The 16,870-nt window shown below is 70.5% G+C and carries 22 protein-coding genes; 17 read left to right on the top strand and 5 right to left on the bottom strand.

Going from position 1 to position 16,870, the window contains the following annotated elements; genetic code table 11:
* Window positions 1–3 precede the first annotated feature (3 nt).
* The 7 genes from AUL28_RS07600 to AUL28_RS07570 all read left to right on the top strand — a co-directional run bounded on the left by AUL28_RS07600 (window position 4) and on the right by AUL28_RS07570 (window position 5,730).
* Complete coding sequence (locus AUL28_RS07600; protein WP_244493445.1) at window positions 4–1,734, top strand: ABC transporter permease; 1,731 nt, start codon at window positions 4–6, stop codon at window positions 1,732–1,734.
* A gap of 2 nt (window positions 1,735–1,736) precedes the next feature.
* On the top strand, window positions 1,737–2,381 hold the full coding sequence (locus AUL28_RS07595; protein WP_062231383.1) for an ATP-binding cassette domain-containing protein: 645 nt from the start codon (window positions 1,737–1,739) through the stop codon (window positions 2,379–2,381).
* A gap of 102 nt (window positions 2,382–2,483) precedes the next feature.
* On the top strand, window positions 2,484–2,837 hold the full coding sequence (locus AUL28_RS07590) for an ArsR/SmtB family transcription factor (RefSeq protein WP_062224383.1): 354 nt from the start codon (window positions 2,484–2,486) through the stop codon (window positions 2,835–2,837).
* Entirely contained in the window at window positions 2,834–3,241 is a 408-nt protein-coding gene (arsC, locus tag AUL28_RS07585) for an arsenate reductase (glutaredoxin) (protein ID WP_062224369.1), read from the top strand. The genes AUL28_RS07590 and arsC overlap by 4 nt, the downstream gene beginning before the upstream one ends.
* Complete coding sequence (locus AUL28_RS07580) at window positions 3,238–3,681, top strand: GNAT family N-acetyltransferase (protein WP_062224371.1); 444 nt, start codon at window positions 3,238–3,240, stop codon at window positions 3,679–3,681. The genes arsC and AUL28_RS07580 overlap by 4 nt, the downstream gene beginning before the upstream one ends.
* Window positions 3,678–4,403: an arsenical resistance protein ArsH gene (gene arsH / locus AUL28_RS07575; RefSeq protein WP_062231381.1), complete on the top strand. Its 726-nt coding sequence runs from the start codon at window positions 3,678–3,680 to the stop codon at window positions 4,401–4,403. The genes AUL28_RS07580 and arsH overlap by 4 nt, the downstream gene beginning before the upstream one ends.
* Before the next feature lie 22 nt (window positions 4,404–4,425).
* Window positions 4,426–5,730, top strand: a complete 1,305-nt coding sequence (locus tag AUL28_RS07570) for an arsenic transporter (RefSeq protein ID WP_062231379.1) — start codon at window positions 4,426–4,428, stop codon at window positions 5,728–5,730.
* Window positions 5,731–6,077: 347 nt separating this feature from the next.
* Here the strand turns inward: AUL28_RS07570 and AUL28_RS07565 are convergent, their stop codons facing one another.
* Genes AUL28_RS07565 through AUL28_RS07555 form a run of 3 tightly spaced genes read right to left on the bottom strand, consistent with a single transcriptional unit; the run spans window position 6,078 to window position 8,847 of the window.
* Complete coding sequence (locus AUL28_RS07565; protein WP_062231378.1) at window positions 6,078–7,283, bottom strand: IS91 family transposase; 1,206 nt, start codon at window positions 7,281–7,283, stop codon at window positions 6,078–6,080.
* Between the two features lie 4 nt (window positions 7,284–7,287).
* On the bottom strand, window positions 7,288–8,196 hold the full coding sequence (locus AUL28_RS07560; protein ID WP_062231376.1) for a tyrosine-type recombinase/integrase: 909 nt from the start codon (window positions 8,194–8,196) through the stop codon (window positions 7,288–7,290).
* Between the two features lie 60 nt (window positions 8,197–8,256).
* Window positions 8,257–8,847, bottom strand: coding sequence for a hypothetical protein (locus AUL28_RS07555; protein WP_062231375.1), 591 nt, complete (start codon window positions 8,845–8,847; stop codon window positions 8,257–8,259).
* Window positions 8,848–9,319: 472 nt separating this feature from the next.
* On the opposite strand from AUL28_RS07555, the gene AUL28_RS07550 reads away from it, so the two are divergent.
* The 10 genes from AUL28_RS07550 to AUL28_RS23505 all read left to right on the top strand — a co-directional run bounded on the left by AUL28_RS07550 (window position 9,320) and on the right by AUL28_RS23505 (window position 14,367).
* Entirely contained in the window at window positions 9,320–10,555 is a 1,236-nt protein-coding gene (locus AUL28_RS07550; RefSeq protein WP_244493443.1) for a hypothetical protein, read from the top strand.
* Between the two features lie 555 nt (window positions 10,556–11,110).
* On the top strand, window positions 11,111–11,293 hold the full coding sequence (locus tag AUL28_RS07545) for a hypothetical protein (RefSeq protein ID WP_156419925.1): 183 nt from the start codon (window positions 11,111–11,113) through the stop codon (window positions 11,291–11,293).
* 88 nt (window positions 11,294–11,381) lie between these two features.
* The gene (locus tag AUL28_RS07540) at window positions 11,382–11,690 is read left to right on the top strand and encodes a hypothetical protein (RefSeq protein WP_062231370.1); all 309 of its coding nucleotides are present in this window, start codon (window positions 11,382–11,384) and stop codon (window positions 11,688–11,690) included.
* Window positions 11,691–11,796: 106 nt separating this feature from the next.
* Window positions 11,797–12,222, top strand: a complete 426-nt coding sequence (locus AUL28_RS07535; RefSeq protein ID WP_062231368.1) for a hypothetical protein — start codon at window positions 11,797–11,799, stop codon at window positions 12,220–12,222.
* Window positions 12,222–12,557, top strand: a complete 336-nt coding sequence (locus AUL28_RS07530; protein ID WP_062231366.1) for a hypothetical protein — start codon at window positions 12,222–12,224, stop codon at window positions 12,555–12,557. Before AUL28_RS07535 ends, AUL28_RS07530 begins: the two co-directional genes overlap by 1 nt.
* Before the next feature lie 91 nt (window positions 12,558–12,648).
* The gene (locus tag AUL28_RS07525; protein WP_062231364.1) at window positions 12,649–13,035 is read left to right on the top strand and encodes a hypothetical protein; all 387 of its coding nucleotides are present in this window, start codon (window positions 12,649–12,651) and stop codon (window positions 13,033–13,035) included.
* 88 nt (window positions 13,036–13,123) lie between these two features.
* Window positions 13,124–13,357 (top strand): hypothetical protein, encoded by a 234-nt coding sequence (locus tag AUL28_RS07520; protein WP_062231362.1) that lies wholly within the window; start codon window positions 13,124–13,126, stop codon window positions 13,355–13,357.
* Between the two features lies 1 nt (window position 13,358).
* On the top strand, window positions 13,359–13,739 hold the full coding sequence (locus tag AUL28_RS07515; protein WP_062231360.1) for a hypothetical protein: 381 nt from the start codon (window positions 13,359–13,361) through the stop codon (window positions 13,737–13,739).
* Window positions 13,740–13,798: 59 nt separating this feature from the next.
* Complete coding sequence (locus AUL28_RS07510) at window positions 13,799–14,071, top strand: hypothetical protein (protein WP_062231358.1); 273 nt, start codon at window positions 13,799–13,801, stop codon at window positions 14,069–14,071.
* A gap of 161 nt (window positions 14,072–14,232) precedes the next feature.
* The gene (locus tag AUL28_RS23505) at window positions 14,233–14,367 is read left to right on the top strand and encodes a hypothetical protein (protein ID WP_280137262.1); all 135 of its coding nucleotides are present in this window, start codon (window positions 14,233–14,235) and stop codon (window positions 14,365–14,367) included.
* Between the two features lie 30 nt (window positions 14,368–14,397).
* On the opposite strand, the gene AUL28_RS07505 is transcribed toward AUL28_RS23505, so the two are convergent.
* Together AUL28_RS07505 and AUL28_RS07500 are read right to left on the bottom strand one after the other, a co-directional pair.
* Window positions 14,398–16,530, bottom strand: a complete 2,133-nt coding sequence (locus AUL28_RS07505; RefSeq protein ID WP_062231356.1) for a DotA/TraY family protein — start codon at window positions 16,528–16,530, stop codon at window positions 14,398–14,400.
* Window positions 16,527–16,799: a hypothetical protein gene (locus tag AUL28_RS07500; protein WP_062231354.1), complete on the bottom strand. Its 273-nt coding sequence runs from the start codon at window positions 16,797–16,799 to the stop codon at window positions 16,527–16,529. The genes AUL28_RS07505 and AUL28_RS07500 overlap by 4 nt, the downstream gene beginning before the upstream one ends.
* Between the last annotated feature and the right edge of the window lie 71 nt (window positions 16,800–16,870).

Raw genomic sequence — 16,870 nt, 5'->3', positions numbered from 1 at the left:
CGGGTGGCGAGGACGAGCGCAGGCCCGGGGATCGGGACGGCGGCCGGACGGGGGTCCGGTCCCGTCGCCATCGGCGTCGCGCTACTCCTCGCCGCACCCGTCGTGGCAGGGCTGCTCGGCGTTCTCCTGCCGGCCTTCGGCTTCCTTCCGGCGCTCGGTGGCTCGTCGGCGACCACGGCGCCCTTTCGCGCCCTGTTCGCCGAGCCGGCTCTTGCGGCGTCGGTGACCCTGTCCTTCGCCACCGGGCTGGCGACCACGCTCATGTCGGTCGGGGCGACCGCGCTGTTCCTTGCGTCCTTCTCCGGCACGCGGACGTTCGCCCTCGTCCAGCGCCTCCTGTCGCCGGTGCTTTCCGTGCCGCACGCGGCAGCCGCCTTCGGCCTCGCCTTCCTGATCGCGCCCTCGGGACTGTTCATGCGGGCCGTCGCCGGCCCGTTCGGCCTCGACCGCCCACCGGACCTTCTCATCGTCGGCGATCCCTGGGGACTAGCGCTCATGTCCGGCCTTGTCGCCAAGGAACTGCCCTTCCTGCTCCTCGTCGCCATCGCCGCCTTGCCGCAGGTCGATCCCGAACGCCGGATGATGGTGGCTCGGTCACTGGGGTACGGGCGTGTCGCCGGCTTCCTCACCTGCGTCTGGCCGGGCGTCTACCGTCAGATCCGACTGCCCGTCCTGGCGGTCGCGGCATACGGTTCCTCGGTCGTCGACGTCGCCTTGATCCTCGGCCCCTCCCTCCCGCCGACGCTCGCCGTGCGTCTCGTTCGCTGGATGTCGGATCCCGACCTGTCCTTCCGTTTCCTCGCGTCCGCAGGTGCGATCCTGCAACTCGGCGTGACCCTCGCCGTGGTGGCCGCCTGGCTCGCGGTCGAGCGGGCGGCCGGAATGGCGATGGCGATCCTCGGGAACTCGGGACGGCGCGGACAAGCGGACGGAGCGGTCCGGTTCGCGGCCGCGGGCATCGTCGGCCTTGCCTTGTCGACGGTCGGCGCCGGTCTCGTCGTTCTGGCGCTCTGGTCTGCTGCCGGGCTCTGGCAGTTCCCCGACCTTCTTCCCGCCAAGCTGTCGGGAACGACCTGGCTCCGGGCCTGGTCCAGCGCGTCGGGCCCGTTGATCACCACTCTTGCCGTCGCCGCGACATCGGCCCTGATCGCGCTCGTCCTCGTCGTCGCCCTTCTCGAATCCCACCGCCGGAGCCAGCGCGGGGACGACATCCGACTGCCCCGGGTGATGGCCGGGCTGATCTACCTGCCGCTCGTCGTGCCGCAGGTCGCATTCCTGTTCGGCCTTCAGATCCTCGTCCTGTCGCTGAGGGCCGAGGCGTCCCTTTCGCTTCTCGTCGCGACGCATCTCGTCTTCGTCGTGCCCTATGTGACGCTCGCGCTGGCGGCGCCCTGGTATGCGCTCGATCCACGCTACGAACGGGTCGCGGCGGGTCTCGGGACGTCGCGCCTACGCTCGCTCCTGCGCGTCCGGCTGCCGATGCTGGCCGCGGCGCTGGCCACCGCCTTCGCCGTCGGCTTCTCCGTCTCGGTCGGCCAGTACCTGCCCACCCTCCTCATCGGCGCCGGACGCTTCCCAACGATCACGACGGAAGCCGTGGCGCTCTCGTCGGGCGGCAACCCGCGCATCGTCGGCACCTATGCGTTGCTCCAGACGCTGCTGCCGACGATCGTGTTCATCTTGGCCGGCAGCGTCCCCATGGTCTTCGCCACGAAACCGGGACGGGCCACGTGACGATGGCCGCGGGCGATGGGAACCTCGAGCTTGAAGCGGTCCGCATCTCGCTGCGCGGGCGGCTCTTGCTGGACATCGACGCGGCGATCGAGGCCGGGAGCGTCCTGACCATTCGTGGCCCGTCCGGCTCCGGCAAGTCGAGCCTGTTCGCGCTTCTGGCAGGCTTCCTGGACCCGATCTTCACAGCCTCCGGCAAGGCGATCCTCGGCGGCCGGGATCTTCTCGCGCTTGCGCCCGAGAAGCGCGGCGTCGGCTTGATGTTCCAGGACGCCCTCCTGTTCCCGCACATGAGCGTCGGCCGCAACCTCACCTTCGCGATCCCTGCCGTCCGGCGCGGGCGTGGCCTCCGCAAGGCGATGGCGGAGGACATGCTAGAGGGGCTCGGGCTCGCCGGAACCTTCGACCGCTCGCCCATGACCCTGTCCGGCGGCCAGGCGGCTCGCGTGTCGCTGGCGCGGACGCTCCTTAGCGAGCCGCGGCTGCTCCTGCTCGACGAACCCTTCTCACGTCTCGATGCCGCCTTGCGACCGGAGATCCGCGAATTGGTGTTCCGCGAGGTCGCGACGCGCCGCATTCCCGCGCTTCTCGTAACGCACGATGCTCATGACATTCCAAAGTACGGGAAGGTCATCGAGATCGGCGGTTGATCGGATTGACTAGTGTGCTCCGAGAGCTGCGTAGCCAATGGGCCCATGCGCTCGTTGGCAATCAGCCTTGAACGTTACAACGATATTTGCATAATCACAGGGATGAACGACGACTCAGCCGTTGCCGCCCTGTCCGCCCTTGCCCATGCCGACCGCCTCGCGGCCTTCCGGATGCTCGTCCGGGCCGGCCCGAACGGCATGCCGTCCGGGGAGATCGCCGAGGCGCTGTCCATCCCGCCGACGCGCATGAGCTTCCACCTCGCGACGCTGGAGCGCGCCAAGCTCCTGCGCTCGTGGCGGGACGGACGGCGCGTCCTCTACGCGGCGAGCTACGACGACATGCGCCAGCTCCTCGCCTTCCTGACGGAGGACTGCTGTTCGGGGAACCCGGAGATCTGCGGGAACCTCGGAGCCGACCTCCTCGCCCCCTCCTGCCCGTCGGAGACCTGCTCGTGACCGTCACGATCTACCACAACCCCGCCTGCGGCACGTCCCGCAACACGCTGGAGATGATCCGCCAGTCCGGCGAGGAGCCGGAGGTCGTCGAGTACCTGAAGGCTCCTCCGAGCCGCGAGCGGCTGGTCGAACTGATCCACGCCATGGGCATCCGCCCGCGCGACCTCCTGCGCGAGAAGGGCACGCCCTACGCCGAACTCGGCCTTGGGGACCAGACGCTGTCCGACGACGCACTCCTCGACGCCATGATGGCGCACCCGATCCTGATCAACCGCCCGATCGTCGTGACGGACAGGGGTGCCGCGCTCTGCCGCCCGTCGGAGACGGTGCTGCCGCTCCTCGCCAACCCCGTCGCCACGTTCACCAAGGAGGACGGGGAGACCGTCGGAGGCTCCCGGACATGATCCCGACGCTCGTCGCGACCGCCGTCGACGATCCGGCCGGCCTCGTTGGCCTCCTGTCCGCGGCGGGGCTGCCGACTGAGGACGTGGCGGAGCCGGGCCGGGTGTTCCTGCGCTACGCCACCGAGGACGGCGAGTTCGTCGGGATCGGCGGCTTCGAACCCCTCGGCGCGGCCGTCCTCCTGCGGTCCATCGCCGTTGTCCCCGAGCACCGCGGGCGCGGCGTCGGCGGCGCGATCACGGCGGACCTGACGGAGCGCGGCCGCGACCAGGGCGCGGCCGACGCGTTCGCCTTCACTACAGGGGAACGGGCCTTCCTCGCGGCGCTCGGCTTCCGCCGCGTCGAACGGACGGAGGCTCCCGCCGCGGTGCTGGCGACTCGGCAGGCCATGGGCCTGTGTTCGGCCTCGGCCGTCCTATGGCGGAAGGAGACCGGACGATGACGGACCCCGCCGCCCTCGACCTGCCCTCCGCGGACCTCGACCAGCTTCGCTCGATCGACGTGGACGCGCTCGCCGGCCCCGGCGCCCCGACGCACCCGCCGCGCATCCTCGTCCTCTACGGCTCGATCCGCGAGCGGTCCTACTCCCGCCTCCTATCCGAGGAGGCCGGTCGCCTGCTTCGCTGGTTCGGCTGCGAGGTGCGCACGTTCGACCCCGGCGGCCTTCCTCTCCCCGACGGGGCGGAACCCGACCATCCGAAGGTGAAGGAGCTGCGCGACCTCGCCGACTGGTCCGAGGGCATGGTCTGGGTCAGCCCGGAGCGCCACGGCGCCATGACCGGGATCATGAAGGCGCAGATCGACTGGATCCCGCTGGCCCTCGGCGCCAAGCGTCCGACGCAGGGCAAGACGCTGGCCGTCATGGAGGTGTCGGGCGGCTCGCAGTCCTTCAACGCCGTGAACCAGATGCGCATCCTCGGCCGCTGGATGCGCATGGTGACGATCCCGAACCAATCGTCGGTCCCGAAGGCGTTCCTTGAGTTCGACGAGGCGGGACGCATGAAGCCGTCCGCCCTCTACCAGCGCGTCGTCGACGTCTGCGAGGAACTGGTGAAGTTCACCCACCTCGTGCGCGGTCGCTCGGACTACCTGACGGATCGCTACTCCGAGCGCGTCGAGAGCGCGGAGAAGCTGTCCGAGCGCGTGAACCAGCGCACCCTCTGATCCTCTCTCCCCCGGACCGTCCATGCTCGCCCTCGCGATCTTCGTCGCCACCCTCGTCCTCGTCATCTGGCAGCCCCGGGGGCTCGGCATCGGATGGTCGGCGCTCGCCGGCGCCGCGGTCGCGCTGGCGACCGGCGTCGTCGGCTGGGGCGATGTCGGGACGGTCTGGGAGATCGTGTGGGACGCGACGTTCACTTTCGTCGCGCTGATCGTCATCTCGCTCGTCCTCGACGAGGCCGGGTTCTTCGCCTGGGCCGCGCTCCACGTCGCCCGTTGGGGCGGGGGCAACGGGCGGCAGCTGTTCCCGCTCGTCGTCCTTCTGGGCGCCGCCATCGCCGCCGTCTTCGCGAACGACGGGGCCGCGCTGCTCCTCACCCCGATCGTGCTCGCCATCCTCCTGCGCCTCGACTTCCCGCCCGCCGGGGCGCTCGCCTTCGTCGTCGCCTGCGGGTTCGTCGCCGACACGACCAGCCTGCCACTCGTGGTGTCGAACCTCGTCAACATCGTCACCGCGAACTTCTTCGACGTGTCCTTCGGCCGCTACGCCGCGGTCATGGTGCCGGTGAACCTCGTCTCGCTGGCGGCGACGCTCCTCGTTCTGTGGGCGTACTTCCGGAAGGGCATCCCGGCAACCTACGACATGCGCCGGCTTGAAGCGCCCGGCAGCGCGATCCGCGATCCGGCCGTGTTCCGCACCGCGTTCCCGCTCCTCGGGCTCCTGCTCGTCGCCTACTTCGTGACGGGGCCGCTCGGCGTGCCGATCGCGTTCGTCACCGGCGCCGCTTCCCTCGTCCTCGTGGCGTTCGCGGGACGGTGGTTCTCCGGCGGACGCGGTGCGGTGATCGACCTGCCGAAGGTCCTGCGCGGCGCGCCTTGGCAGATCGTCCTGTTCTCGATCGGCATGTACCTCGTCGTCTACGGCCTCGGGAACGCTGGCCTGACCGACATCGCGGCGGGGGTCCTGCGCTGGCTCGCGACCCAAGGCACGTTCGTCGCCACCGTCGGGACGGGGTTCGTCGTGGCGGCGCTCGCCTCCGTCATGAACAACATGCCCGCGACCCTCGTCGGGGCGCTCGCTATCGACCGGGCGGACATGGCACCCCTGACCCGCGAGCTCATGGTCTACGCCAACGTCGTCGGGAACGACCTCGGACCGAAGTTCACGCCGATCGGCTCACTCGCGACCCTCCTGTGGCTCCACGTCCTCGCGGGCAAGGGGCAGCGGATCACCTGGGGCGCGTACATGCGGGTCGGCCTTGTTCTGACCCCGCCCGTGCTGCTGGCGACGCTCGTAGCTTTATGGGCTTGGCTCCCGGTTGTCAGATAATGTCCGCTTCAGCGTCCTTTTGATCCGGAAGCGGACTGACTGGTTTCCTGAAGAGTTTCGGGCGCCGCGAGGCGTACGAAAGTCGCGGAAGAACGAACCCGCGGGATGCCGTTCGGTGCGCTATGGGATTTTGGGCTGACGGGCGTTCCGGGGCGTGGAGCTGCAATCCGGGAGCGGGGCGACTTGTGGGTCGAGGTTGACCCGTGAGGCGGCCGCCGCCACCGACGACCGGGCCTTTGACCCTGCGACCACGGGCCGGCGGCAGCTCGTGCCGACACGATGGCCGTACGCGAACCTCCCCGGGAGCATGCGGCTCTCGGCGGATGCGGATGTCATGCCATGCCGGGTCATGGCGATCCCTCCCGGCGCGGTGGCGGGTGCGGCGGCGGTCCTCGCGGCTGGCGCCATCGCAGGAGGGTACCGACGACGCGCATCGCTCCGCCGCAGCACGGGCAAGGCGGCCGGATTTCGGGCGGCTCGGGCGTGTCCGGCGCTGCGGTGGTAGGATCGGGCGCAGGCGGTGCGCCGAGAAGCTGGCGGATGCGATCGAGGCCGGCCTCGCGGTTCGGCCCGGTCAGGAAGCCGTAGTGCCGGATGCGATGGAAGCGGCGGGGCAGGACGTGGAGGAGGAAGCGGCGGATGAACTCGCCCGCCTCCAGCGTCAGGGTGCGGTGGCGGGCGGCGCCGTCCTGGCGGTAGTCCTTGACGCGGAAGGTGACGGTGCGGCCGTCGAACGCGGTGATGCGCCGGGACGAGATGGCGACGCGGTGAGTGTAGCGCGACAGGTAGGCCAGGACGGCCTCTGGCCCCGCGAAGGGCGGCTTGGCGTAGACGACCCAGCGTTTGCGACGCACCGGGGCGAGATGGCGGGCGAAGGCGCGTGGGTCTGTGAGATGGGCGAGCGCGCCGTGGAAGGCGAGCTTGGCCGTCTTGTGGAGGGCGGCGAGCCCTTCGAGGAACAGCCGTCGGAACAGGGCCCCGAGCACGCGCACCGGCAGGAGGAATGCGGGACGCGAGGCGATCCAGCCCGTCCCGTCCGGCGACAGGCCGCCGCCGGGCACGATCATGTGGATGTGCGGATGATGGGTCATCGCCGAGCCCCAGGTGTGGAGCACGGCGGTGAGGCCGATGCGGGCGCCGAGGTGCTTCGGATCGGCTGCGATCGTCGTCATCGCCTGTGTCGAGGCGCGGAACAGGAGGTCGTAGACGGCGGCTTTGTTCTGGAAAGCCACAGCCCCGATCTCGGCGGGCAGGGTGAAGACGACGTGGAAGTATCCGACCGGCAGGAGGTCGGCCTGTCGCTCGGCCAGCCAGTCGCGCGCCGCCGCGCCCTGGCACCGCGGACAGTGCCGGTTGCGGCAGGAGTTGTAGGCGATCCGCAGATGGCCGCAGTCGTCGCAGCCCTCGACATGGCCGCCGAGTGCGGCGGTGCGACAATGCTCGATCGCCGCCATGACCTTCAGCTCCGCCAGACTTATGTGCCCGGCGCGGCTCACCCGGAACGCAGGCCCGGCGACGCGCAGGATGTCGGCGACCTCGATCGAGGCGCCCATCGGCTCAGCCGGGCGAAGCCTCCTCTCGGGGAACCAGGGCCAGCCGGTCGAGCGGGCTGACGACGGCCCGCACCGTGCGCAGGGCGACCTTGGCGTAGAGCGCGGTGGTGTCGAGCTTGGCGTGGCCGAGCAGGACCTGGATGACGCGGATGTCGACGCCGTCCTCCAGGAGGTGCGTGGCGAAGGAATGGCGCAGCGTGTGCGGCCCGACGCGCTTGGAGATCTCGGCGGCCCGAGCCGCCTCGGCCACGACGCGGTGGATCTGGCGGGTGGAGATCGGTCGATCCCAGCTCTGCCCGGGGAACAGCCAGCCCTCGCGATGAAGAACGCCCTGCCGGTGTCCCTCGACCCACCACTCGCGCAGGAGGGCGAGAAGATCGGCGGAGAGCATGGCGTTGCGGTCGCGCCCGCCCTTGCCACGTTCGACGCGCAGGAGCATGCGGGTGGAGTCGATGTCGCCGACCTTCAGGCTCGCGACCTCCGCGGCGCGCAGGCCCGCCCCGTAGGCGACCGAGAGCGCCGCCAGATGCTTCAGGCACACGGTGGCGCCCAGCAGCCGGCGGACCTCGTCCGGGCTCAGGACATCGGGCAGGCTGCGGGGATAGCGCAGCCGAACCAGCTTGCGGGCGAGATCGGGCCGGTCGATTGTGTGGACGAAGAAGAAGCGCAGCGCCGAGACGACCGCGTTCATCGTCGGCACGCCGAGACCGGCCTCCTGGAGGGCGATCTGCAAGCGGCGCAGGTCCTCAGGCGTAGCGGTGTCGGGCGAGCGCCCGAGGAACGAGGCGAGACGTCCGACGTCGCGCAGGTAGTTGCGCTGCGTCTCGGCCGAGAAGCGCCGCATCGTCATGTCGGCGATCAGGCGCTGACGCAAGGGACTGACCGAGGCGGCGGGAATGATGAAGGTCGTCATGGGAAGGCTCCGTCCAGGTGAAGGAGCCGGTATCGTCCGCCCGCACAGGGCAACGCTCAATCAGCGCAGCGCGCTCGTATCAGTCCGCCGACGACGAAGCCGCCGCCCTTCCCGCGGAAGCGGGTTCGTTCTTCCACCCAAGCTCGTCACGAATGAATCCGTTACGTCTTCCGCCCGGGCGCCCGGTCGGGGCGGTTCCTCGTCCATGTAGTCATCGTCCGCCGACCCCGCCTCCGGCCCTTCCATCGCCGCCAGGATGGCACGGTCTAGGCTTGCGCGGGCCGACCTCGGCAGCTTGGCGGCCTTGAGCCCGGCGGAGACCCGGCTCTCCATCGCGGCGCCCGCGAAGAAGGGGTATGGGGGCACGCGCAGCGTCATCCTGGCTTGGAGGTCGGCGACCGATGCCGCGACATCGAGTGCGGCGCACTCCGCCAGTCCCTCGGCCCCGCGCTTGGCCTCGGGCGACCGATAGCAGGCCCGGACGGCATCCGCGGCCGCGCTGATCCCACCCTCACGGTATATGTCCCCGAAGCGCTCGACGCCGCGCGCAGCCCCTACCTTCGTGGCGTGATCGATGTCGGGGCCGGCGACGGCCGCGGTGGACGACAACGCGAGAAGGGCGACGAGGGGAAGAACGGCGGCAAGGCGCATGGAGGCTCCTGTCAGGTGGAGCCGCCATCCTGGCACGGTGGCCCCTACCGCGAGTTGCCCGGATCGTTCGCATTGTCGCGACCCCGGCGCGGACGTGATCGACGTGACGAGCGCCACCACATCCGCGCTTGACGCCCGCGAGCACCGGCGACAGCCTGAAATGGATACCCCCGCGTCATCGCGCTGCCAGGCGCTCGGCGGGGGTCCATAGAGGCGAGAGAATCATGGCGTCCATGCTGGATGCCGTCAATCTGTTGGCGGCACACGTTTGACCTGCGGGCTGGGATACCCCCCAGCCTCCCCGACGCACCACTCTGTCCAAATCGCGTGTCAACAATTTGGGTCCGTCCCGCTTCCCGCCTCCGTCCGCGAGTTCGAGACGCGCTGGGATGAGGAAGCCTGGGTCCGCGAGATCAGGAACGACTGGAAGCAGCCCTCGCGCGGCCCCCTTAAGCCCGGCGCGGAAATCTTCGTGGCGTCGGCCCAGTCACGGCGCGACCTGATCCACCGCCGCCTCGCGGTTGGCTTCGAGCACTTCGGCGGCACCGTCGCCGGTCGGCACCACGCCCCGTTCACGGAGCGGGGCTTGCGTTCGGAGGCGAGCCACGTCCTCCGGCGGATCGTGCATGCGACGCCGCGGACGAGCCGGATGCGCGTCGGTCGCGACAAGGGCGCGGTCTGGACGCCGGATGCGAAGGTCTTTGGGCTGGACGAACCCTACGTTCACCTCAACCCTGCCGTTCGATCCGTCTTCCGGATCGACCTCGACCACGTGTTCCCCTCGTGGGCCGCGCTCCGTCAGGAGGTCGCGGACCTCTCGCTGCCGTGCCTGCCGTCCGTCGCGGTGGGGTTTGAGGACGAGGCGGGGCAGATCGAGCGCCCGCACCTCCTCTGGCTCCTGCCGTACAACGAGGGCGTCTGGTTCTCGGACAAGGACGCACGCTGCCGCCGGGACATCATGTCCCTGTGGCGCGGCGTGCATGCCGGGATCACCAAGGCGCTGATGCCCCTCGGAGCCGACCCGGGCGCCCTCTCGAACCCTGACAAGATCAAGTGCCCGCTCAGCCCATTCTGGTCGGTCCAAATTTGGAACGAGGCCATGTTCCCCAGCCTGTCTGAATGGGCGGGGTGGGTCGACACGTCCACGTCGCGGGACCGGATGATCCGGGACTCGGCCGCCGCCTTGTCCGGCATGGAGCGGACGGCCTCGAACGCCCTCTTCGCCGCCGCGCAGACGCTAGCGTTCGGGACGCTGCGCGAGTGGCATCATTCCGCTGACGCCGAATACGCGGGCGCGATCCTGCGCCGCGACCGGGACGCGCTCGCCGAGCGCCTGTTCCGGGCGCTGGTCGGGCACGTCAGCGCCGCCGCAAGCAATCCGAAGCAGGGCCAGGCGATCCTCTACAGGGTCGCCACCTATGCCGCCGACCACTGGGACCCGTCGCGGGCTGGACGGGACGGATCGCGCGACCGCGGCGCCTGCGCGGATGCCGTCGGGGACGTGCAGGGCGTCGCCGCCCGTCAGGCGGTCGGCGCACGCTACGCCGCCGGCCTTCGCCGTTCCCGGTCGGCCGACGCGATCCGCGAGGCGATCGAGGTCGCGCGTGCGGCTGGGGAGGCGGTCACCGTCTCGGGCATCGCGCGCCGGTCCGGCATGGACCGCAAAACCGTCCGCGCGAACTGGCCGGACGAGGAGTCCGCGGCGTGAGGGGGGTGGGGAATTCGGTGTATAGTAAAAAAGCAGGGGTGGTCCACGGCCCGGTCCTCTCACCTGCTCAGCCTCGGACGCGTCCTCCTCGTTCTCCACGCCGCGCGCGACGGAGGCTCACAGCCGTCTCCCGTCCTCTGGGCGGCGAATCCTTTCGACCCGTCGTCTTCCCCCTCGAATCCTTGCGAGTCCTTCGTCGGACACGGTGCGTCGGCCTGCGCACCCTACCCGAATCCTTGTTGATCTATAGTAATTCACGCCGCTATTCCGCCTAATCCTTGCGTGAACGCGAGTCCTTTAAGCATTCATGCGCGGACATCGACCTAATCCCACTGTTGTCAACAATTCTTATCGAACATATCGGGGAGATTATCGGACGGTGTACATTTCAATGTCGTTTACCAATCGCATCTGAACTTCCTTGTGCTCTTGACCAACTGTGGCCGATGGCGGCAGCATGGCGAACGACATCACGTGACGGAGACGGATACAGTGACGCAGGAGGCGACCGACACACCGACGAGGCGGGGCGCGAGGCCGCTGGGCGACCGCCCGATGACCGACGCGGAGCGCAGCCGCCGCTACCGCCGCAGGCACTCCACGACCCGCCTCCTGCGGCTCCCCGCGGACCCGGCCGACCGCCTCACCGCGGAGGCCGACCGCCTCGGCGTCGACCCCGGTGCGGTGCTGGCCGAGGCGCTGGCGGCGCTGGAGACAACGGGACGGGGCGGAGCCTGACCCCGTCCCTCACCCGACCGCTCCGTGATCAGGAGCGGCCCGGCGAGGGACGGCCAGAACCCTCGAACCAGCCACAAGGAGGCACCCTATGGACATCAAGAAGGTCGTCGGCGGCCTGCGCTACGACACGACCAAGGCCGAGGCAGTCTGCCGCTACGAACGCGGCTACCCCCGCGACTTCGAGTACGAGGACACCACGCTCTACCGCACGTCGGGAGGCCGCTTCTTCCTCGCCGGGGAAGGCGGCGCGCGGTCCCGTTGGGCCGAGCGGGTGAGCGGCGGCCTACAGGGCGGCGAGGGCCTGCTCCCCGTCACCGTCGAGGAGGCCCGCGAGTTCGCGGAGCAGCACGCCGACGCCGAGACGGTCGAGCGGTTCTTCGCGGTCGAGGACGCCTGACGATCCGGGCGGGCACCATGCCCGCCCTTCTCCCGGCCGCCGCGCATTGCGACGGCCTGGAGAGGGACGGCTACGACGGCACCCCTCGCATTCCCCAGGAGGCATCATGACAAGATACGAAGACGTGGGCGGCCCGCTCACCGACGACCTGACGGACGAGCCGCTCGTCCTGTCCGTGGAGGAACTCGGCGCCCAGATTTGGGGCCTTTGGAAGGCGCGTATCGCCGAAGGCTGCACCCCGGCGGAGTTCGCGGCCGCTCTCCGGCACGCCGTCCGCCTGGGCTACTGCCGGCCCGGAGACCCCGCCAAGTCCGTCCCGGCGGATGCCGAAGACGCATCGCTCCAGGTTCGGGCGCGCAGCCTCTACAGGCACCTCCTGACCCTGCACCCCGACGACCGCGAGGAAGGCTTGGCGATCGCCCGCGCCATCGTCGCCACCCCCGCCTCCTGGCAGCGCGTGGAATCCCGCGACCTGACTGTGCGCGACTGCGTCTACGCGGCCCGCAGCGAGGCGGCGGGAGAGGCTGCGTGATGAGCAAGCCCGTCAGCGAAGCTTTCGTCCTCGCTACCCTCTCGCTCGCGCGCGGCTCGATCGAGACGGGCGAGCCTTACTACCAGCCACAGGACTACGCGGTCGCCGCTCAAGAGGGATGCGACGAAGCGGCGGAAGAGGTGCGCCGTGAGGGCGTTACGCCTGACGTGCTGCACCTTGTCGGCCTCGTCGTCCGCGAAGCGGCGAAGTGCACCGCTGGCGACTTTGAGGCCGTCTTGCTCCTGCGTCGTCTCGCCCAGATCGAGGGACGCCCCGCCGACTTCGAGTCGGCTCTCGCTGAGTACGACGCGCTCGACAAGTCCCTCCCTATCTGACGGCGCACCCGGCGGGCCACGGCCCGCCGCCCTCCACCAAGCCGCCGTCACCCTCGGCGCCTTGGTGGGGAGCGGTTTCCCGGAGAGACCCATGGACATCGAGACTGCAATGCACCCGCGCGTCCGCGCGGGCGCGATCCGCCACGCCTTGGACCTCCAGACCGTAGGCCAGAAGTCCGGTACGGTCGCCGACCAGATTCTGACCTTTGCCACGGGCGGGACGGCGGGCTGCTCTTCCGGCCGCGCGATGGCCCGGCTCTACCTCGTCCTGACCCACGGCGCGGCGATCCCGCTGGGCGACACCGACATCGCTCTCGACGGCACGCGCCAGGCTTGGTGGCGGACGGCGATGGACGAGTACGGCCGGGGCATGTGGGGCGGCACGAGCGACGGGGCCGATCGGGTCCGCGCGCGGCATCCCGAGATCGCCCGCGAGGCGGACGCGGCGTCGAACGCCTACCGTGCCGCGAAGGGCTGACGAGGCGGTGGGCGTTCTGCCCGCCCCTGTCCCGGCCGCCGCGCAGCGCGGCGGCTCGGCGAGGGGCTGTCCCTCCGGAGACCGGATCATGTACATGGAGACCAAGGCGCTCGCCGCGATCAAGGCGGGCGACAAGTCGATCGATGACTACGAGAAGGCATCGACGTCCGAATGGCTGACGCTCTGCCTCGCGCTCGATCGCCACGATCGGCTCGCCGGCACGGGCTACGACACCCCTTCGGCGGCCTGGGCGCGGTTGGACGACCGGCAGCGCGCCATCGTCCGTGCGGCGGACCCTTCCTACGCTCCGGCGGGGCGGTAGCATGGCCGAGATCGCACATCTGGCCGTGGCGCGGTGGCGTCGCGCGAGCGTCGGCTACGTCCGCGTCGATCCCGAGGAAACGGCGGAGGTGGTCGGGGTGCCCGTCCGACGCGACGTGCGCCTCGGCACGTGGATGCTGGACGGCAACCAGTGGAGCAACGCGGTCCACGGCATCGACACCGCGATCGAGGACGAGGAGTCCGACGAGCGGATGACGCTCTACGTCGACCCGGAGGGCGGGGCATGGCGGGCGACGGTGCGCGGCCCCGGCGGAGTGGTCCTCTTCGATCTCCTGGCCCAGACCTCCGGCCACGCCATGTCGCTCGCGGAGGCGGGTGCTTGGCACATCCTGCACCTGCACCCGACGCTCGCGGCAGCCTGACCTGGACGCCGCATCGGCGGGGCCTCACGCTGGTCTCCCGACCACCAAGGAGGCCCCCCATGCTACCGATCGTCCTGACCAACGCCCTCCACCGCCGCCCTTGGACGCGGCGCCTCGTCCTCGCCGCGGGCTACCTCGGCGGGGCCGCCGCGCTCGTTTACGGCGGCCTCCTGTTCTGGTCGGGCAACCTCGATCGCGCGATGGAGTCCGGCTGGTGGCTCGTCGGCGGCCTCGCGCTCTGGCACTACACCGCCGAAGCCCAGACCCTGTCCCGGCACGAGCGCCGCGCCGCCGTCCGCAAGCCCGATCCGATCGAATCCAAGTCCGCCTAGACGCCGTTCCGTAACGCCTCTACGGCATGCTCGGGCGGGGACGCCGATGCCCAAGCGCGAGCGTCGCCCGTGCCGGGCGAGGCAGCTACCCCCGTCCAAGATGCCGCGTCGAGAGGCCGGAACGGTCGCCGAGACGGCCAGACATCGAGAGGAGATCGGACATGCACGGAACGCTCGTCATCAGGAACCCCGTCGCCCGCGTCCTCGTCGGCCTCCTCCTGCGCGCGGCGGCCGTCCTGTGGTGGATCGGCTTCCCTCTCGTGGTGTTCGCCATCTACCGCGCGATGTACGTCTGACCGGCGCGGAACCTCCGCGCCGGCCTTCGGTCACCCGCCCGACTTGTCGCCAGTCCCGGCGGCCGCCGCCCGCAGCGCTCCGCCGGCGCTCGCGCCCAGCGCCGTGGCGCCCGCCTTGGCGCCCTTGCCCCCGTCGTCGTCCTTTCTGGAACTCGCTCCGCCCTTCGCCATGCGGGGCATGTGGCGGTGCCCGGCTGTGACCCCGCCGACGACCGACGACCCGGCGTCGTCGTCGCCCCATGCGGTCGCTGAGAAGCCCAGGAACTCGGCGATCTTCGCAGGCATCGTCGTCAGGAGCTTGTAGGACCACAGGACCAAGGTCCATTGGGCGTAGACCATCACGCCGACGCTGACGACCAGCCCCGTCGCCCCGAGGTTGAAGCCAACCTGGCTGGCCTTGAACGCGATGTTGTAGGATGACAGGAAGAGGTTCAGCACCGTCACGTTCATCATGTGCAGCGCCACGAAGCTGGCGACGGTGATGGCCGGGCGGAGCATGACCCCGATGAGCAGGCTGACGTAACCCTGCTTCTGCGCCTGCCCGATCAGGTCGGGTTCGTCCACGCGGACGTGGAGTAGCGCCCAGACCACGACCGCGATGCCCGCCTTGACGACCTCCCACGCCCACGTAGCCGCGGCGAAGGTCAGGAACAGGAACGGGACGAGGGGCAGGACGTAGGTTAGGAGCGCGCCCCCGATCCAGGCGATCCCGATCACCGTCCAGCCGGGCGTCATGACGAACTCGAGGACGCCGCTCCCGACCCCGCCGAACAGGTCGGACGCGCCCTGCGCGGCGAGGGCGAGGGCGAACGCCGCCTGTCCCGAGACCATGAGCACGGTGCCGAGGTTCATGAGGTCCCCGACCGGATCGGCCCGCCAGCCCGAGTAGCCCGTCAAGAAGTCGTTCACCGGATTCGTCACCGTGGCGACGAGCGAGGCGAGGAAGGCGCCGCCCTCGGCCGCGTCGGCCGTCAGCTCCTCGCCCGTCGCGAGGACGGTGGCGGCGCTCTCGCGCTGCACCTGCGAGTCCACCAGCGCGAGCGCCTTGCGCACGGCTCCGCGCTGCGCCTCCCACTCCTCAGGGTCGGGGCGTTTCCGGACCGGCCGCTCGGCGACGGCCTCGGACGACGACAGGGACGCGTAGGCAAGGACACGGTAGTAAGACCCCAGCGCGATCCAGCCGCGCTCCTGGACGTCGCGGACGACCTCCGCGCGCAGCCCGTCGCCGTCCCCCGCCGACAGCGACGAGGCGACTTCGGAGAGGGCGCGGTCGTACCGCAGGCCGGAGGCTCGAAGCTCGGCGTCGACGGCCGCCTTCAGCATTCCATGGCTGGCGTAGGCCGCCTCGGCATCCGTCCCCGTCACAGGTACCTCGGCAATGCCCGCCGTCTTCACGGCGTCGGCGAGGCGATCCGCGAACCCGAGTCCCCGGACCTTCTCCACGACTGCGGCGACGGCCTGCCGACGCGCGTCGCCGAAGGCGCCGTCCGCGAACCCTTCGGCGCGGGTGAGAGTTACGGAACCGCAGGCGGGACCCCAGTCCCATGCGTAGCCGGTCGTGCGCGCGGGCGTCCCGTCGCTCCACGGGAACCAGCCGGCCTCGCCTGGCGCGACGACCTCCGTGCCGGCCGGCGGCGGCAGCCGGGCACCGCCGTCGCCGGCCGCCATCATGTTCGCCCGGCTGGCAGCGTAGGCCCGCGCGCAGACCTCCGACTCCACGACCGCAAGCACGAGTTCGCGTCCGCCCGCGGAGACCGGTGACAGGGGATGGCCGTCGCGCGGCACGAACGTGACCGCGCGTTCGGCCGCGAGGTTCGCGACGTTGATGCCGGGCCGCGCGACGAGGTCGCGGAGGACATAGTGGACGGTCGAGAGGCCGCCAGCGACCGGCAGGAGCGCCCCGAGCCCGATCACCACGCGCAGCGCGATCACGCCCCCGTTCTGCGTCTGCGACAGGGTTTCTCCGCGCTCTGCTGCGCGGAGTAGCATCATGATCGTCGCGTAGGCGAGCCACGCGACGGCGACGAGGAAGAGTGCCGTCGAGAAGACGCCCATGACCGCGGAGAAGGCCGTCTCCTCGCCGTCCGTCGGCAGGATCGTCGTCACCGCGCGCCACGCGAGATCGGTGTCGGGCGGGTCGGCCAGGAGGTCCGCGAAGTTCACGACTGCGCTCCTTCGGACTCGGCTACCGAACCCGTTGCCACGTCGGCGAAGAGCGCGGCGTCGCGCTCGGTCATCCGTCCGACCAAGACCGCCAACGTCCCGGACGGGACAACGCCCTCGCGCACGGCAGCCAGCAGGGCCGCACCGGCCACGACCTTCCTCCGGGTATCCGAGCGCCGCTCGGCATCCCGGAGGGCGGCGGTCGCATGCGCGAGCTTGCTTTCGAGGGCTGCGCGCCGTTGCGCCAGCTTCGAGAGATCGAGGGTCATGCGGTGTCCTCCCCGTTGCGCCGGTCGGCCGATCCGCCGGCGGAATCCACGCGAGCGGAGCGGAAGAGTTT

Origin of the sequence: Aureimonas sp. N4 (genome assembly GCF_001463925.1) — a bacterium.
Classification (GTDB): Bacteria; Pseudomonadota; Alphaproteobacteria; order Rhizobiales; family Rhizobiaceae; genus Aureimonas; species Aureimonas ureilytica_A.
This window is presented reverse-complemented; position numbering and strand designations above follow the sequence as displayed.

Excerpts from the sequence above, each read along its gene's own strand:
- AUL28_RS07595 (WP_062231383.1), top strand. The coding sequence starts at position 1,737 with ATGGCCGCGGGCGATGGGAACCTCGAGCTTGAAGCGGTCCGCATCTCG.
- AUL28_RS07590 (WP_062224383.1), top strand. The coding sequence starts at position 2,484 with ATGAACGACGACTCAGCCGTTGCCGCCCTGTCCGCCCTTGCCCATGCC.
- AUL28_RS07580 (WP_062224371.1), top strand. The coding sequence starts at position 3,238 with ATGATCCCGACGCTCGTCGCGACCGCCGTCGACGATCCGGCCGGCCTC.
- arsH (WP_062231381.1), top strand. The coding sequence starts at position 3,678 with ATGACGGACCCCGCCGCCCTCGACCTGCCCTCCGCGGACCTCGACCAG.
- AUL28_RS07570 (WP_062231379.1), top strand. The coding sequence starts at position 4,426 with ATGCTCGCCCTCGCGATCTTCGTCGCCACCCTCGTCCTCGTCATCTGG.
- AUL28_RS07565 (WP_062231378.1), bottom strand. The coding sequence starts at position 7,283 with ATGGGCGCCTCGATCGAGGTCGCCGACATCCTGCGCGTCGCCGGGCCT.
- AUL28_RS07560 (WP_062231376.1), bottom strand. The coding sequence starts at position 8,196 with ATGACGACCTTCATCATTCCCGCCGCCTCGGTCAGTCCCTTGCGTCAG.
- AUL28_RS07555 (WP_062231375.1), bottom strand. The coding sequence starts at position 8,847 with ATGCGCCTTGCCGCCGTTCTTCCCCTCGTCGCCCTTCTCGCGTTGTCG.
- AUL28_RS07545 (WP_156419925.1), top strand. The coding sequence starts at position 11,111 with ATGACCGACGCGGAGCGCAGCCGCCGCTACCGCCGCAGGCACTCCACG.
- AUL28_RS07540 (WP_062231370.1), top strand. The coding sequence starts at position 11,382 with ATGGACATCAAGAAGGTCGTCGGCGGCCTGCGCTACGACACGACCAAG.
- AUL28_RS07535 (WP_062231368.1), top strand. The coding sequence starts at position 11,797 with ATGACAAGATACGAAGACGTGGGCGGCCCGCTCACCGACGACCTGACG.
- AUL28_RS07530 (WP_062231366.1), top strand. The coding sequence starts at position 12,222 with ATGAGCAAGCCCGTCAGCGAAGCTTTCGTCCTCGCTACCCTCTCGCTC.
- AUL28_RS07525 (WP_062231364.1), top strand. The coding sequence starts at position 12,649 with ATGGACATCGAGACTGCAATGCACCCGCGCGTCCGCGCGGGCGCGATC.
- AUL28_RS07520 (WP_062231362.1), top strand. The coding sequence starts at position 13,124 with ATGTACATGGAGACCAAGGCGCTCGCCGCGATCAAGGCGGGCGACAAG.
- AUL28_RS07515 (WP_062231360.1), top strand. The coding sequence starts at position 13,359 with ATGGCCGAGATCGCACATCTGGCCGTGGCGCGGTGGCGTCGCGCGAGC.
- AUL28_RS07510 (WP_062231358.1), top strand. The coding sequence starts at position 13,799 with ATGCTACCGATCGTCCTGACCAACGCCCTCCACCGCCGCCCTTGGACG.
- AUL28_RS23505 (WP_280137262.1), top strand. The coding sequence starts at position 14,233 with ATGCACGGAACGCTCGTCATCAGGAACCCCGTCGCCCGCGTCCTCGTC.
- AUL28_RS07500 (WP_062231354.1), bottom strand. The coding sequence starts at position 16,799 with ATGACCCTCGATCTCTCGAAGCTGGCGCAACGGCGCGCAGCCCTCGAA.